Source organism: Variovorax soli (assembly GCF_031454625.1).
In the GTDB taxonomy this organism is placed as follows: domain Bacteria; phylum Pseudomonadota; class Gammaproteobacteria; order Burkholderiales; family Burkholderiaceae_C; genus Variovorax; species Variovorax soli_A.
This window is the reverse complement of record NZ_JAVDRF010000002.1, coordinates 591,822-607,750: the sequence shown is the minus strand read 5'-3', so window position 1 is coordinate 607,750 and position 15,929 is coordinate 591,822. Positions and strand designations below refer to the sequence as shown.

Here is a 15,929-nt window from a genome sequence, read left to right as displayed (position 1 = left end):
TGCGTCCTTGCAGTCAGCCGACGGCAGCGGCGACCAGCTTTTGGGTATAGGGATGTTCGGGCGCATCGAGCACCCGCAGGGCGGCGCCGGATTCGAGGATCGCGCCGTCCTTCATGACGATGACCTGGTGCGCCATGGCGCGGATCACCTCGACGTCGTGCGTGATCAGGAGATAGCTGAGCCCGCGCTCGCGCTGCAGGCGCTGAAGGAGAGCCAGCACCTGTTTCTGGATGGTGACATCCAGGGCGCTGGTGGGCTCGTCCAGCACCAGCAGCCGCGGGTCGACGATCAGCGCACGCGCGATGGCCAGCCGCTGGCGCTGGCCGCCGGAGAACTCATGCGGGTAGCGGTCGAGCAGCGAGGGGAACTGCGCCTCGCCCAGCCCCACGTCGGCCAGCGCCGCCAGCGCTCGCGACCGGCGGGCGGCGACGTCGAGTTCCGGCGAATGCACCGTCAGGCCCTCGCCCACGATCTGCTCCACCGTCATGCGCGGCGAGAGGGAGGAAAACGGGTCCTGAAAGACCACCTGCATCTGCCGGCGCAATGCGCGGTTGCTCGCCCGGCCGGCGTTCCAGCGATGGCCCGCGACACCAAGGGTTCCGCCGTGCTTGAGCAAGCCCAGCGCGGCGAGCGCCAGCGTCGACTTGCCCGAGCCGGACTCCCCCACCACGCCCAGCGTTTCGCCCTGCCCGATGCGGAAATCGGCGTCGTGAACCGCCACGAACTCGCCCTTGCGGAACCAGCCGGCCAGGCCCGGCCGTGGGACCGGGTAGCTCACGCGCAGGCCCTGTGCCTCGAGCACCGGCGGCTCCTGTTGGGCGGGCACGGGCGGCACGTCGCGCACTGGCCGGCTGTCGATCAGCTTGCGGGTGTACGGGTGCTGCGGCGCGCCGAACACGCCGCCCACCGTCCCCTGCTCGACGATGTGCCCGTCCTCCATCACCGCCACGCGATCGGCGAAACGGCGCACGAGGTTCAGGTCGTGGGTGATGATCAGGACCGCCATGCGGTGCTTGTCCTGCAACTCGGCCAACAGCTCCAGGATCTGCGCGCGCACCGTCACGTCGAGGGCGGTGGTCGGCTCGTCAGCCAGCAGCAGGCGCGGCTTGCAGGCCAGGGCCATCGCGATCATGGCGCGCTGGCGCTGGCCGCCCGAGAGCTGGTGCGGAAAGGCCCTCGCCCGCCGCTGCGGCTCAGGGATGCCGGTGTCGGCCAGGAGCTGCACTGCCGCTTCGTGCGCCGCCCGTTTCGGCAGCGCCTCGTGCAGTTCCAGCACCTCGGCGATCTGGTCGCCGACGGTGTAGAGCGCGTTGAGCGCGGTCATGGGCTCCTGGAAGATCATCGCGATCTCCTTGCCCCGGATCGCGCGCAGCGCACGCTCGGGCAGAGACAGCAGATCGCGCGGACCGGCACCCTCCCCGCTCCCGGCCAGCCGCGCGTGCCCGGACACGTCGGCGTTGAGGGCCAGCCGAAGCAGGCTCAGCGCGGTCACGGTCTTGCCCGAGCCCGATTCGCCCACCAGGGCCAGCTTTTCGCCGGGCGCGATGCTGAAATCGATGCCGTGCACCACTTCCTTGCCGCCGAAGGCGACGCGCAGGCCTTGCACCTCGAGCAATGCCGCGCTCATACCAACCCCTTGGAGCGGCCCGGCGCGGTGCTCATCGATCGGCCTTTCGCGGATCCAGCGCATCGCGCAGGGCGTCGCCCATGAAGGTCAGCAGCATCAGCGTCACGACAAGCACGCCGAAGGTGGAGATCGAGATCCACCAGGCATCGATGTTGGCCTTGCCCTGGCTCAGCAGTTCGCCGAGCGACGGGGTACCGGGCGGCACGCCCAGGCCCAGGAAGTCCAGCGAGGTCAGCGCCAGGATCGCCGCGCTCATCCGGAAAGGCAGGAAAGTCACGACCGGCACCATGCTGTTGGGCAGGATATGGCGCCACATGATCTGCAGGTTGCCCACGCCGAGCGCGCGCGCGGCCCGCACGTAGTCCATCTGCCGGTTGCGCAGGAATTCGGCGCGCACGTAGTCGGACAGGCCCATCCAGCCGAACAGGCTCAGCAGGATCAGCAGGAGCGCCACGCTGGGCGCAAAGATGGCGCTGAAGATGATCAGCAGGTAGAGCTCGGGCATCGATCCCCAGATTTCGATGAAGCGCTGGAAGGCGAGGTCGGTCTTGCCGCCGAAGTACCCCTGGATCGCCCCCGCGACGATGCCGAGGACCACGCCGATGGCCGTGAGGGCCAGCGCGAACAGCACGCTGACGCGAAAGCCGTAGATCAGCTGAGCCAGCAGGTCGCGGCCGCGGTCGTCGGTGCCGAAGATGTTCTCGCCGGACGGTGCCGCGGGATTCGGCGACTTGGCGAAGTAGTTGAGCGTCCGGGGGCCATAGTGATTCGGCGCGTAGATCGCCCAGTTGCTGCCTTGTGTGATGCGGTCGCGGATGAATGGATCGAGGTAGTCGGCCGGGGTCTCGAAGTCTCCGCCGAAGGTCTTCTCGGAGTAGTCGCGCACCACGGGGAAATAGATCTGGCCGTCGTAGCGCACCACCAGCGGCTTGTCGGTCGAAAGCAGCTCGGCAAAGAGGCTCAGCACGACCAGGACGCTGAAGAGCACCAGGCTCCAGTAGCCGAGCCTGTTGCGCTTGAAGCGCAGCCAGGCCCGGCGGCCGGGACTCAGACTGACCGCCGGCGCCGCCCCGCCCGTCCGTGCCGAACCTGTCGACGCCGAGACGGCCCCTTGGGCGAGAGGCGACTCAATCGAACTTGACACGCGGATCCACCCACACGTAGCAAAGGTCACTGATCAGCTTGGTCACCAGCCCTATCAGCGTGAAGAGAAAGAGCGTGCCCAACACGACGGGGTAATCGCGCCGGATCACGCTCTCGTAGCTCAGCAGGCCCAGGCCGTCGAGCGAAAACAGGGTCTCGATCAGCAGCGAGCCGGTGAAGAAGGCGCCGATGAAGGCGGCCGGGAAGCCGGTGATGATGGGGATCAGCGCATTGCGGAACACATGCTTCCAGAGCACGCTGCGATCGCTCAGGCCCTTGGCGCGCGCGGTCAGCACGTACTGCTTTCGGATCTCCTCGAGGAAGGAGTTCTTCGTCAGCATCGCGGTCACGGCGAAGCTGCCCAGCACCATGGCCGTGACCGGCAACGTGATGTGCCAAAGGTAGTCGACGATGCGGGCACCCCAGCCCATGCTCTCCCAGTTGGACGAGGTGAGCCCGCGCAACGGAAACCATTGCAGCTGGCCGCCGAAGATCACCAGCAGCGCCACGCCGAGCACGAAACCTGGAATGGCATAGCCGATCAGCACGAGCAGCGTGGTCGCGAGATCGAATCGGCTGCCCGCGCGCACGGCCTTGGCCACGCCCAGCGGTACCGCGATCAGGTAACTGATGAAGAAAGTCCAGAGTCCGAGACTGATGGAGACCGGCATCTTTTCCTTGATCAGTTCCCACACGGCCTTGCGCTGATAAAAGCTGGCGCCCAGGTCGAAACGCGCAAAGGACTTGAGCATGCTCCAGAAGCGCTCGGGCGCCGGCTTGTCGAAGCCATAGAGCTTGCGGATTTCTTCGATGCGCTGCGGGTCCACGCCCTGGCGGCCGCGATAGCCGGCACCCGCAGCCGCCGCGCGTTCGCCACCCGAGTCGCGCCCCTGCAGCTGCGCCATCATCTGCTCCACCGGCCCCCCGGGCACGAACTGGATCACCACGAAGGTCAGCAGCAGCACGCCGAACAGCGTGGGCAGCATGAGGAGCAGACGCTTGAAGATGTAGCTGGCCATGGGGTGCTCTACTTGTTCGAGGGCGAGGCCCACCAGGTCGATACGGCCCAGGCCCCCACGTCATAGTACGGCGGCAGCACCTTGGGAAGCACGAAGGGCCCCGGCCGATAGCCGACCAGGAAGCTGTTGCTGGTCCATTGCGGAATCGAGTAGTAGCCGTGGGAGAGCACCCTGTCGAGCGAACGCATGGCCGCTGCCAGCTGCGGGCGAGTGGTGGCCTCCACCACCTTCTGCAGCAACGCATCGACCGCCGGATCGCGAATGCCCCAGAGGTTGGCGGAGCCCGAGGTCTCGGCAGCCTTGGAGCCGAAATAGTCGAACAGCTCGCCGCCTGGCGCCGCCGTGCCGGGCTTGCGCAGGCTGCCGAGCTCGAAGTCGAAGACATCCATGCGCTGCTGGTACAGCGAGGCGTCCACGTTGCGAATGGTGAGCTCGATGCCCAACTTGCGCATGGCGGCCTGCATCGGAAGCACCAGCCGATTGCCTGAAGGCTGTGCGTTCAGGTACTCGATGGTCATCGCCTCGCCCTTGGCGTTGCGCAGGGCGCCGTCGCGATAGGTCCAGCCGGCCTCGCCCAGCAAGGCACGCGCCTTGCGAAGGTTTTCGCGCAGGCTGGAGGGCGGATCGGTGCTGGGCGGCACCGGCGCCGGCCCGAAGACCTCGGGGCGAAGCTGCTTGCGCAGCGGCTCCAGCAACGCCAGTTCTTCCGCGCCGGGCAAGCCTTCGGCATGGAAATCGCTGTTCGGGAAGTAGCCCACCGCCCGTTTGTACAGGCCGTAGAACATCTGGCGGTTGAGCCATTCGAAGTCCATCGTCAGGCCCAGTGCCTGCCGCACCCGTATGTCCTGGAACTTCGGATTTCGCAGATTGAGGATATAGCCCTGGAAATCGCCGGGATTGCGGTTTTCGAACGCCTGCTTCCTGAGCTCGCCGGTGTCGAAGGCCTTGCCGTAGTACTGCCGGGCCCAGTTGCGCGAAATGAACTCGCGCATGAAGTCGAACTCGCCGGCCTTCAGCCCTTCGAAGCGCGCCGTCTCGTCCAGGTAGAGTTTGAAAGTGACGCGATCGAAATTGAATTGGCCCCTGCGCACAGCCAGCGCCGCGCCCCAGTACTTGGGATCGCGCACATAGGTGATGTCGCGCCCCAGGCGAGCACTGGACGGCCGGTAGGGCCCGGATGCGATGGGCAGGTCGGTGTTGATTTGGTCGAAAGGCTTGCCGCCGCCCCAGGCGCGGCTGAACACCGCCATGCCGCCCACGACCAGCGGCAGCTCCGCGTTGCTGCGCGTGAAATCGAAGCGCACGCTGCGCTCGCCGAGCGCCTTCACGCCCTTCACCTCGGCATAGATCGTCTTGAACTGCGGCGCCGCCAGCTTGCCGGTCAAGGTCTCGAAGGAATGGACCACATCGGCCGCCAGCACGGGCGTTCCGTCGTTGAAGCGTGCCTCGGGCCTGATCCTGAAGGTGGCCGACAGCTTGTCCGGCGCCACTTCCACGTCCTCGGCCAGCAGGCCGTAAGCGGTGGTGGGTTCCTCGTCGTTGCCGATGAGGAGGCTCTCGAACACCAGTTGCGTCAGCCCGGCCGGCGGCGTGCCTTTGAGGGTGAAGGGATTGAACTTGTCGAAGTTGGTGGAGACGATGGGCGGCACCATGCGGATCTCGCCGCCCTTGGGGGCTTGCGGATTCACATAGTCGAAATGCGTGAACTCCGGCGGGTACTTGATGTCCCCGAACTGTGCATACGCATAGGCGGCCCACGAGGGAGCTGCCGAGAGCGCCAACACCAAGAGCAGCCAACCTCGCATGCGAGAATTCTGCCCAAGATTTTCACGAGGTCGCTTCATGGGCTTTCTTTCCGGCAAAAAATTCCTGATCACGGGCGTGCTGAGCAACCGCTCCATCGCCTACGGCATCGCCAAGGCTTGCCACGAGCAAGGCGCCGAGCTCGCCTTCAGCTACGTGGGCGAGCGCTTCAAGGACCGCATCACGGAGTTCGCCGCCGATTTCGGCTCCAGCCTGGTGTTCGATTGCGATGTCGGCGATGACGACCAGATCGCCAGGCTGTTCGGCGACCTGTCGCAGACCTGGCCCAAGTTCGACGGCTTCGTGCACAGCATCGGCTTCGCGCCGCGCGAGGCGATCGCCGGGGACTTCCTCGACGGCCTGTCGCGAGAGGGCTTCAAGGTGGCGCACGACATCAGCGCCTACAGCTTCCCGGCCATGGCCAAGGCCGCGCTGCCCTACCTCAACGACAAGTCGGCCCTGCTGACGCTGACCTACCTCGGCTCGGTGCGTGCGCTGCCCAACTACAACACCATGGGCCTGGCCAAGGCCTCGCTCGAGGCCTCGGTGCGCTATCTGGCCGAGTCACTGGGCCCTAAGGGCATGCGCGTCAACGGCATCAGCGCCGGGCCGATCAAGACGCTGGCGGCCAGCGGCATCAAGGGCTTCGGCAAGATCCTCTCGGCGGTGGCCGAGTTCTCGCCCATCCGCCGCAACGTGACCATCGAGGAAGTGGGCAACGTCGCTGCGTTCCTGCTGAGCGACCTCGCCAGCGGCGTGACGGCCGAGATCACCTACGTCGACGGCGGCTTCAGCCAGGTGGTGGGCGGCACCGCCGAGTAGCCGCGCAGCCCGCGGCACTCTGCCGGCGGCGGACCGGCTTCGCAGCAACAAGAAGATCACTCAGGGAACAACACATGGATCGTCGAAAGCTTCTGCTTCTCGGCCCGGCACTCGCGCTGGCGCCCTTCACCCTCGCGCATGCAGCCGCCCGAGCCCTCATGCTGTCCGATGTCTACCGCCGCGGCATGCCGCTGGCGGACTACTGGGTCAGCGAGAAATACGACGGGATGCGCGGCTACTGGGACGGCAAGCAGTTCTGGACCCGCAGCGGCGAGCGCGTGGCCGCTCCCGCCTGGTTCACCGCACCCCTGCCGGCCGTGCCGATGGACGGCGAGTTGTGGGCCGGCCGGGGGCGCTTCACCGACGCGGTGTCCACCGTCCGCGACCAGACGCCGAACGACCCGGCCTGGCGCAACATCCGCTTCATGGTCTTCGACCTGCCGGAACAGCCCGGCGACTTCACCGCACGGCTGGCGGTGCTGCGCAAGCTGCTGCCCCTCACGGCTGCGCCCTGGGTGCTGCCGGTGCCTCAGGCGCGCGCCACCACGCACGAAGACCTGAAGGCGCTGCTCGACAAGACGGTGCGCATGGGCGGCGAAGGCCTGATGCTGCACCGGGGCGCCTCCCTCTATCGCGGCGAACGATCGCCCGACCTCCTGAAGTTCAAGCCCTACGACGATGCCGATGCCCGCGTGCTGGCGCATGTGCCGGGTCGCGGCCGGCACACCGGCCGCATGGGCGCGCTGCTGGTCGAGACGCCCGAAGGCCGGCGATTCAAGCTCGGGGGCGGCTTCAGCGATGCGCAGCGCGAGCATCCGCCTGCGGTGGGCAGTTGGGTCAGTTATCGCTTCAACGGGACGAACCCCGGCGGGCTGCCGAGGTTCGCGCGCTTCCTGCGAGTGCGCGACGACCTCGGGTCCTCCTAGAACCCTCGCCTGGGCAGCAGCACCTTGTGGGGGTTGAGACCGGCGCCGGAAGGGCGGCGGCTGTAACCAGTACGGGAGCCGCTCCGTACCGGATTCGCTGCATGGCGCGCGATGCTGCATTTCTGCCCCGCTACCATCGGCGCATGTCCAGTCCCGTCTCGACGCACGACGCGCGCACCGGCTCGCGCTGTTTCGAAGCGCCTGCACGGTGGCGCTGAGCGGCCCCATCGTCCTGGCGGTGCTCTTCGGCGCCCTGCTGCACGCCGCCTGGAATGCGCTCATCAAGTCCGGGCGAGACAAGGCGCTCGACACGGCGCTGGTCCACAGCCTGGGCATCTTCATCGCCGTTCCACTGGTGATGGTGACCGGCCTGCCGCCGGTGGCCGCCTGGCCCTACATGGCCACTTCGCTGTTGATCCATGTCGGCTACTACATCGCCCTTGCCGGCGCCTACAAGCACGGCGACCTGAGCCTCACCTATCCGGTGATGCGCGGCTGCGCGCCGCTGCTGGTCGCGATGGGCAGCCTGAGCGTCATCGGCGAAGTGATCTCGACGATCGCCTGGGCCGGCATCGCCCTCCTGTGCATGGGGGTGGTGACGCTGGGTCTGTCGCCCTCCGCCCTGCACGGAAAGGACGAGGGCCGTCGCGGCAAGGCCCTGGGCTTCGCACTGGCCAACGCCGCCATCATCGCCCTGTACACCGTCGTCGACGGCATCGGCGTGCGCATCTCGGGCCATGCGCTGGCCTATGTCGCCACGCTGTTCCTGTTCGACGGCATCCCCTTCCTGCTGCTGGTCCTTTGGCGCCGGCGCGGCCAGCGCCGGGCCGCCCTGGCCTACATGGCGGGGCGATGGAAGCCGGCGCTGGTGGGCAGCGCGGCCTCGCTGTGCAGCTATGGCATCGCACTGTGGGCCATGACCCGCGCGCCGATCGCGATCGTGGCGGCCTTGCGCGAGACCTCGGTGCTGTTTGCTGCGCTGATCGGCGCGCTGTTCCTGCGCGAGGCCTTCGGCTGGCAACGCGCAGCCGGCACGCTGGTCATCGTGGCCGGTGTCATGATGCTGCGCCTGGGCTGAGCCACCGGGCCCGCTCCAGGACGAAGGCCGCAGCGCGCGGGGCGGAGACTATTGGCTCGCTGCTCAGCCGGCGCGCACGCAGTCCGCGTAGTAGCGCTTCCTGCCGTTCTCGTCGATGCGCGCCACCAGGCCATGGATGTCGGTCTCGAAGCCCGGGCACTCCTTGTTGAATTCGCGCGCGAACTTGAGGTAGTCGACGATCTTCTTGTTGAAGACCTCGCCCGGGATCAGGAGCGGAATGCCCGGCGGATACGGTGTGATCAAGCTGGTGGTGATGCGCCCCTCGAGTTCGTCGATCTCCACCCGCTCGGTCTTGCGGTGTGCGATGTGGGCAAAGGCGTCGCTCGGCTTCATCGCCGGCGTCAGGTCGCTCAGGTACATCTCGGTGGTGAGCCGCGCCACGTCATAGCGTGCATAGAGCTCATGGACGTGCTGGCAAAGGTCGCGCAGCCCCAGGCGCTCGTAGCCCGGATGGCTCTGGCAGAACTCCGGCAGGATCCGCCACATCGGCTGGTTGCGCGCGTAGTCGTCCTTGAACTGCTGCAGCGCGGTCAGCAGCGTGTTCCAGCGGCCCTTGGTGATGCCGATGGTGAACATGATGAAGAAGCTGTAGAGCCCGGTCTTCTCCACGATCACGCCGTGTTCGGCCAGGAACTTGGTGACGATGCTGGCCGGGATGCCGGTGCCTGCGAACTTGCCGTTCAGGTCCAGGCCCGGCGTCACGATGGTCGACTTGATCGGGTCGAGCATGTTGAAGCCGTCGGCCAGCTTGCCGAAGCCATGCCAGTGGCGCGAGCCGTTCTTGCCGTTCGCGTTGCTGCGCGACTCGCCCTGCATGATCCAGTCGCTCGCGCGGCCGATGCCCTCTTCCACCAGCTTCTCAGGCCCCCAGACCTTGAACCACCACTCGTCCTTGCCGAACTCCTCCTCCACCTTGCGCATCGCGCGGCGGAAATCGAGTGCCTCGAGGATGCTCTCTTCCACCAGCGCCGTGCCGCCGGGCGGCTCCATCATCGCGGCGGCCACGTCGCAGCTGGCGATGATGGCGTACTGCGGGCTGGTCGAGGAGTGCATCAGGTAGGCCTCGTTGAAGAGGTCGCGGTCGAGTGCGCGGTTCTGCGAGTCCTGCACCAGGACATGGCTCGCCTGGCTGATGCCCGCCAGCAGCTTGTGGGTGGACTGGGTCGCGAACACCAGCGACTCCTTCGGCCGGACGCGCCGCTTGCCCATCGCGTGGTAGGCGCCGTAGAACGGATGGAAGGCCGCGTGAGGCAGCCAGGCCTCGTCGAAGTGCAGCGTGTCGACGTAGCCGTCGAGCATGCCCTTGATGGTCTCGGTGTTGTAGATCACGCCGTCGTAGGTGGACTGCGTCAGCGTCATGACCCGCGGCTTGACCTTGCCGGCGTCGACGTGCGAGAGCAGTGGATTGGCGCGGATCTTGTCCCTGATGGCGGACGGTTCGAACTCGCTTTGCGGGATGGGTCCGATGATGCCGAAGTGGTTGCGCGTCGGCTTCATGAAGACCGGAATCGCGCCGGTCATGATGATCGCGTGCAGCACCGACTTGTGGCAGTTGCGGTCCACCACCACCACGTCGTCCGGCGCCACGGTGTGGTGCCACACCATCTTGTTGCTGGTGCTGGTGCCGTTGGTCACGAAGAAGCAGTGATCGGCGTTGAAGATGCGCGCCGCATTGCGCTCGCTGGCCGCCACCGGGCCGGTGTGGTCGAGCAGTTGACCCAGTTCCTCCACGGCGTTGCACACGTCAGCGCGCAGCATGTTCTCGCCGAAGAACTGGTGGAACATCTGCCCGACCGGGCTCTTGAGGAAGGCCACGCCGCCGGAATGGCCCGGGCAGTGCCAGGAGTAGGAGCCGTCCTCCGCGTAGTCGATCAGCGCCTTGAAGAAGGGCGGCTGCACCCCCTCGAGGTAGGACTTGGCTTCCCGGATGATGTGGCGCGCCACGAACTCCGGCGTGTCCTCGAACATGTGGATGAAGCCGTGCAGCTCGCGCAGGATGTCGTTGGGGAGATGGCGCGAGGTCTTGGTCTCGCCGTAGATGTAGATCGGCACGTCGGCGTTCTTGCGCCGTACCTCGCCGATGAAGTTGCGCAGGTTCAGCACCGCCGGATCGAGGTCGGGACCGGGGGTGAACTCCTCGTCGTCGATCGACAGGATGAAGGCGCTCGCGCGGCTCTGCTGCTGCGCGAATTGGCTCAGGTCGCCGTAGCTGGTGACGCCCAGGACCTCGAAGCCCTCTCTTTCGAAAGCCTGCGCCAGGGCGCGGATGCTGAGACCCGAGCTGTTCTCGGAGCGGAAGTCCTCGTCGATGATGACGATCGGAAAGCGGAATTTCATGGCGGGCTCCGGGGGGCGGGACAAGCAAACAGGCGCGAAGTGTACGGAATTCAAATGAAGGAACCGCAGTCCTTTTGACACAGAATGTCTTGCCTTCACTTAGAGAGGAGTGGTGTCATGGCGAGTTCCACCGTCTGGTGGCTGATTGCGGGGGGAGCCATCGTGCTGGAGCTGATGTCCGGCACCGTCTACCTGCTGCTGCTGAGCGCGGGTTTCGCGGCAGCGGCGCTCTCGGCGCATGCCGGCGCGGGACTGGCCGCCCAGCTGGTCGTGGCCGCGGTGGTCGGCGTCGGCGCCGTGCTCGCATGGCACCTGGTCCGCCGCCGGCGCCCGGCCGAGCCGCCGGCCGAAGCCAATCGCGACATCAACCTCGATATCGGCGAGCGGATCTACGTCGACGCATGGAACCCGGACGGCACCGCCACCGTGCGCTACCGTGGCGCGCAGTGGACCGTGGTGCCCCGCGCCGGCGCCATCCCGGCAGCCGGCGAGCACCGGGTGGCCGAAGTGGTCGGCAGCCGGCTGGTCGTCGACAAGGTCTGAGTACAAGCAAAAAGCAACAAGCAACAAAGCAACCGAGGAACACACGCCAATGGAAATCACCGTCCCGCTCGTCATCCTGGTCATCGCGATCATCGTCATCAGCCAGTCGGTCAAGTTCGTGCCGCAGCAGAACGCCTGGGTGCGCGAGCGCCTGGGTCGGTACAACGGCACCATGACGCCCGGACCGAACTTTCTGATCCCCTTCATCGACAAGGTCGCCTACAAGCACAGCCTCAAGGAGATCCCGCTGGACGTGCCGAGCCAGATCTGCATCACGCGCGACAACACGCAGTTGCAAGTCGACGGCATTCTCTATTTCCAGGTGACCGACCCGATGCGCGCGAGCTACGGCTCGTCGAACTACATCGTGGCCGTCACGCAACTGGCCCAGACTTCGCTGCGCAGCGTGATCGGCAAGCTCGAGCTCGACAAGACCTTCGAGGAGCGCGACATCATCAACGCGCAGGTGGTGGCCGCCATCGACGAGGCGGCGCTGAACTGGGGCGTGAAGGTGCTGCGCTACGAGATCAAGGACCTGACGCCGCCCAAGGAGATCCTGCAGGCGATGCAGCGCCAGATCACGGCCGAGCGCGAGAAGCGGGCGCTGATCGCGGCCTCCGAGGGCCGCCGCCAGGAGCAGATCAACATCGCGACCGGCGAGCGCGAAGCCTTCATCGCGCGCTCCGAGGGTGAGAAGCAGGCCCAGATCAACAATGCGCAGGGCGAGGCCGCGGCCATCACCGCCGTGGCGGAAGCCACCGCCGGCGCGATCGAGCGCGTGGCCGCGGCGATCCGCCAGCCGGGCGGCGAGCAGGCGGTGCAGCTGAAGGTGGCAGAACGCGCCGTCGATGCCTACGGCAAGGTCGCGGCCGATGCCACCACCACGCTGATCGTTCCGAGCAACATGAACGAAACCGCGGCGCTCATCGCCTCCGCGATGCGCATGGTGCAGGCCGGAAAGACGGCGGGCTCCGCCTGAGGACGGCCCCTCCCCGCTGCTACAATCGCGGGCTTCGGAGCGGTGGATGAGTGGTTTAAGTCGCACGCCTGGAAAGCGTGTGAGGGTTAATAGCCCTCCGCGGGTTCGAATCCCGCCTGCTCCGCCAACCACCTAGTAAACACGGGCCTTTGCGGCCCGTTTTGCTTTCAGTTCCCACATAAAGAACCACAAAACTTTGGAGGAGCTATGGAGCTCATCGGGTATCGGGTAACGAACTTTCGTTCCGTTGGCGATAGTGGATGGATTGACGCTGACCGCGTTACCTCGCTGATCGGAGTGAACGAATCAGGCAAGACGAACCTACTGATCCCCTTGTGGAAATTCAACCCTGCCCAGGAAGGCGAACTCCAACCAACCGCTGACTACCCCAAGCGTCTTTTCGGCAAGATCCGAGACGACCCAGGAAGCTACCAGTTCATCACCGTCCGATTTACGTTGGACGAGCCGTTTGCAACCAAGATCGGTGAAATGGCCGGCATCGCGAGCAACGTCTCAGCCCAAGTGGACGTTACTCGGTACTTCGACGGTGAGTACACGATAGAGTTTCCGTTGTACTCGCGCGCTCCGCTCATGCCGGAGAGGGTTAACGCAGTGCTCGCCGCCGCCAAGGATCAGTTGGCGACGCTCGCGCCGCTGAAGGCCGAAGAGTCAGCGCACAGCGGCCTGCTCGAGCGACTCGCGAGGCTGCAAGAAGAAATGCTCCATGGAACTGGAAGCGTCGTTGTGAGGCTTCGCACAGTCCTGAGTGTCGTGAAGCAACAGATTCCTGAATCCGTCGCCAAGACGAGCGTTATCTATCCACGGCTCACCCAAGCCGTTGAAGAACTTCAAGCCGTTCTCTCTGAAGCCACCGCCCCCGATCCTTCAGATAAAGAAGGCGTTCTTGAAGCAGTGGTTGAGGCACTGCCCAAGTTCCTTTATTACTCCAACTACGGCAATCTCGACTCTGAGATCTACTTGCCCCACGTTGTGGAGAATCTTAAAAGGGCAGACCTTGGCGCCAAAGAGGCGGCAAAGTCGCGCACGCTTCGTGTTCTTTTCAAATTCGTGAGCCTGCAACCGGACGAAATCTTGCAGCTCGGCAAGGACTTCAACGATCCGACTCGACAGCCTACTCACGCCGAGATAGAAGCGATCGCAGAAAAAAAGCGGGAACGTTCGATCTTGTTGCAATCCGCCGGAACAGCGCTCACAACTCGGTTTAAAGAGTGGTGGAAACAGGGGGACTACCGCTTCAGGTTCGAAGCAGACGGCGACCACTTCCGCATCTGGGTTGCCGACGATCGACGACCGGAAGAAATTGAACTGGAAAGCAGAAGCACTGGGCTCCAGTGGTTCCTCAGCTTCTACTTGGTTTTCCTGGTTGAGAGCCAAGGTGGTGCGCACCAGAGTGCCATCCTACTTCTCGACGAGCCTGGCCTTTCGCTCCATCCTCTTGCGCAACGGGATTTGGCGCTCTTCTTCGATGGCCTCTCGAAAACGAACCAAATCATCTTCACTACTCATTCACCCTTCTTGGTTGATGCTGACCGGTTGGATCGTGTTCGCAAGGTATACGTTGATGACGACGGCACGACCAAGGCGTCGCCTGACCTTCGCCAAAGCACCGGCAAGAACGCTCAGGCGGGCGCGGCCTACGCTGTCTATTCGGCGCTCAACCTCAATGTGTCCGAGAGCCTCTTACTTGGCTGCCAACCGGTGGTTGTCGAAGGGCCGTCGGATCAACACTATCTGACCGCAATCAAAGTTCTACTGATTTCGGGCGGACGGATCTCGCCGGTGCGCGAGTTGGTATTTCCGCCTGGCGGCGGCACCAAGACCTTGAGAATCACAGCAGGCATCCTGACCGGTCGCGATGAGGTTCTGCCAGTCACGCTGCTTGACGGCGATACGCCGGGCTTGCGCATGATCAGCGAACTGAGCACCAGTCTCTATTCGAGCGAGAAGAAAAAACTTTTCTGCACGGATGACTATGTGGAATTTTCGGGGTCGGAAGTGGAAGATCTATTCCCCCCGAAACTGGTTGCCGAGGCGGTGGATAGATATGAACGTAGCGCAGACACGTTATTCGCGGATGTCGTTCAATCAGGAAAGCCGATAGTTCCCCAGATTGAGGCTTGGGCAAAGAGTCACAGCATCTCTTTGCAGCTCGGTTGGAAGGTTGAAGTCGCCAAGAGGGTCAAGCAGTCTGCACTGAATGCCGGCATTTCTTCGTTTGACGAGCCCACTCTTGCGAGATGGACGAAACTTTTCGGGGATCTGCTGTCAGCCTCGAAGTGAATACGGGAAGAGGAAGAGCCCGCACGCTGCGCATAGCCCGCAGTGCGCGGGCTTTTTTTAAGTCCGCCTGACCGCTCAGCCGGCACCGCACCTTCGCACATCACCGTCACCCCCAGTAGCAACAAAGGTCGGCCAGGTTTGCTCGAGCACTGCGAAAGCCACAAAGACCGCGTAGCTGAGCGAATCGAGCGCCTTTGCCGGCTGATTGGCATGTCGTTGATGGTTGCAATGCCAACACGCCGCCACGATGTTGGCGCGCGTGTCCTTGCCGCCGTCCTGACAAGCGATCTTGTGCTCGGCAGTGCACTCGAATAGGTGCATGTGCTCAGGCCTGATGCCAAATCCCCCCGCGAAGGGCTCGGGACTTTTGAGCCACATCGGGCAACCGCAGTAGTAGCAGCGTCCTCGCTGCGAGATGAAGGCGTGATTTCGGTGTTTGCGTATCTTTGCTGTCGTCATAGAGTTCCACTGTTGTGAATCTCCCGTGACGGCATGACCGCATATACGGGCGCCAGGTCATTCGAACGGCTGGCGGCGCGGGCTATACAACCCACACTGTCGAGATTTTCGGGCCTCGATCAGGACGAAGTGTAGCCTGACGGCAGCATTGCCGCGCGATGGAATCACGGCGACGCCGCGTCGTCCTCGGGCTCAAGCAGCGCGAGGACGCGCGTCAACAGGTCGCGCAACTCGCCAATTTGGAAGTCCAGATCGTCCAACCGCCCGGAGGTACTGATGTGCTCGGCAAGGACGCCGTCCAGGGCATCCAGCACGCTCTTTTCGGTTCTCGTGAGTTGGTCTACAAGGCTCATCGGGGCTTCCGTCCGCGGTTGAAGAACTTGTTTCCGATTTCGTCGTCATCACCAGCGAGGAGGCCGTCGGGATCAGATTCCCATGGGCGCCGGCTGTTTGGCTGCGAACGGGAATTGGCACCCGCGACCAGCCGATCGAAGCGAGACTGCGGGCAAATCCGCAACCGGGCCGAGAGCGCGACCAGCAGCTTGTCTGCCTTCTCCTTCGCCGCAAGCCATGGGGAGGCCCGGCCGCCGATGACGGTTCCTTCTTCGGCCAGGTGCTCTGCCGCCTCGCTCGTCAGATAGGCGGCGACGGCGTAGGACTCCAGCAAAGGAAGATCCACGTCGGAGAAATGCGACGGATCGACTGAATTGACCACATGAGCGAACACCCGCGCCGGGCCTTCCGACAGGTTGTTCAATGACTTGATGCGGGGTTTGCCGGTGATAAGCCGGCCTTTGGTCAGGGCTGCCATGGTCTCTAGGGTTCAAGGTCACATGAAAAAACGAACCTATGGACACGGTGTCCACGGGAG

Annotated in this window: 14 protein-coding genes and 1 tRNA gene; 7 read left to right on the top strand and 8 right to left on the bottom strand. The window is 64.6% G+C overall.

All coding sequences use genetic code 11. The features are described 5' to 3' along the window. Positions 1-13: 13 nt before the first annotated feature. The 4 genes from J2739_RS06860 to J2739_RS06845 all read right to left on the bottom strand — a co-directional run bounded on the left by J2739_RS06860 (position 14) and on the right by J2739_RS06845 (position 5,594). Positions 14-1,627 (bottom strand): ABC transporter ATP-binding protein, encoded by a 1,614-nt coding sequence (locus tag J2739_RS06860; protein WP_309899846.1) that lies wholly within the window; start codon positions 1,625-1,627, stop codon positions 14-16. Between the two features lie 31 nt (positions 1,628-1,658). Further along, entirely contained in the window at positions 1,659-2,678 is a 1,020-nt protein-coding gene (locus J2739_RS06855; RefSeq protein ID WP_309899980.1) for an ABC transporter permease, read from the bottom strand. Between the two features lie 76 nt (positions 2,679-2,754). Beyond that, positions 2,755-3,789, bottom strand: coding sequence for a microcin C ABC transporter permease YejB (locus J2739_RS06850; RefSeq protein ID WP_309899845.1), 1,035 nt, complete (start codon positions 3,787-3,789; stop codon positions 2,755-2,757). A gap of 8 nt (positions 3,790-3,797) precedes the next feature. Beyond that, the gene (locus tag J2739_RS06845) at positions 3,798-5,594 is read right to left on the bottom strand and encodes an extracellular solute-binding protein (RefSeq protein ID WP_309899843.1); all 1,797 of its coding nucleotides are present in this window, start codon (positions 5,592-5,594) and stop codon (positions 3,798-3,800) included. Positions 5,595-5,631: 37 nt separating this feature from the next. On the opposite strand from J2739_RS06845, the gene fabI reads away from it, so the two are divergent. The 3 genes from fabI (at position 5,632) to J2739_RS06830 (ending at position 8,418) form a co-directional block, all read left to right on the top strand. Further along, positions 5,632-6,414, top strand: a complete 783-nt coding sequence (gene fabI / locus J2739_RS06840) for an enoyl-ACP reductase FabI (protein WP_309899839.1) — start codon at positions 5,632-5,634, stop codon at positions 6,412-6,414. Between the two features lie 74 nt (positions 6,415-6,488). After that, positions 6,489-7,340: a DNA ligase gene (locus J2739_RS06835; RefSeq protein WP_309899838.1), complete on the top strand. Its 852-nt coding sequence runs from the start codon at positions 6,489-6,491 to the stop codon at positions 7,338-7,340. 208 nt (positions 7,341-7,548) lie between these two features. Further along, positions 7,549-8,418: an EamA family transporter gene (locus J2739_RS06830; protein WP_309899836.1), complete on the top strand. Its 870-nt coding sequence runs from the start codon at positions 7,549-7,551 to the stop codon at positions 8,416-8,418. Positions 8,419-8,481: 63 nt separating this feature from the next. Here J2739_RS06830 and J2739_RS06825 read toward each other — a convergent pair whose 3' ends face one another. Next, entirely contained in the window at positions 8,482-10,776 is a 2,295-nt protein-coding gene (locus J2739_RS06825; protein WP_309899834.1) for an Orn/Lys/Arg family decarboxylase, read from the bottom strand. Positions 10,777-10,893: 117 nt separating this feature from the next. On the opposite strand from J2739_RS06825, the gene J2739_RS06820 reads away from it, so the two are divergent. From J2739_RS06820 to J2739_RS06805, 4 genes are all read left to right on the top strand, one after another. Beyond that, positions 10,894-11,319, top strand: a complete 426-nt coding sequence (locus J2739_RS06820) for an NfeD family protein (protein ID WP_309899831.1) — start codon at positions 10,894-10,896, stop codon at positions 11,317-11,319. 49 nt (positions 11,320-11,368) lie between these two features. Further along, on the top strand, positions 11,369-12,298 hold the full coding sequence (locus tag J2739_RS06815; protein WP_309899830.1) for an SPFH domain-containing protein: 930 nt from the start codon (positions 11,369-11,371) through the stop codon (positions 12,296-12,298). Positions 12,299-12,334: 36 nt separating this feature from the next. Beyond that, a tRNA-Ser gene (locus J2739_RS06810) sits at positions 12,335-12,425 on the top strand. A gap of 80 nt (positions 12,426-12,505) precedes the next feature. Continuing rightward, the gene (locus J2739_RS06805; RefSeq protein ID WP_309899828.1) at positions 12,506-14,599 is read left to right on the top strand and encodes an ATP-dependent nuclease; all 2,094 of its coding nucleotides are present in this window, start codon (positions 12,506-12,508) and stop codon (positions 14,597-14,599) included. Positions 14,600-14,674: 75 nt separating this feature from the next. On the opposite strand, the gene J2739_RS06800 is transcribed toward J2739_RS06805, so the two are convergent. The 3 genes from J2739_RS06800 to J2739_RS06790 all read right to left on the bottom strand — a co-directional run bounded on the left by J2739_RS06800 (position 14,675) and on the right by J2739_RS06790 (position 15,869). Beyond that, a complete protein-coding gene (locus J2739_RS06800) occupies positions 14,675-14,920 on the bottom strand; it encodes an HNH endonuclease (protein WP_309899827.1) in 246 nt (81 codons plus the stop codon). Between the two features lie 302 nt (positions 14,921-15,222). Beyond that, positions 15,223-15,411, bottom strand: a complete 189-nt coding sequence (locus tag J2739_RS06795) for a hypothetical protein (protein WP_309899825.1) — start codon at positions 15,409-15,411, stop codon at positions 15,223-15,225. Further along, a complete protein-coding gene (locus J2739_RS06790; RefSeq protein WP_309899823.1) occupies positions 15,408-15,869 on the bottom strand; it encodes a P27 family phage terminase small subunit in 462 nt (153 codons plus the stop codon). The genes J2739_RS06795 and J2739_RS06790 overlap by 4 nt, the downstream gene beginning before the upstream one ends. Positions 15,870-15,929: the final 60 nt, after the last annotated feature.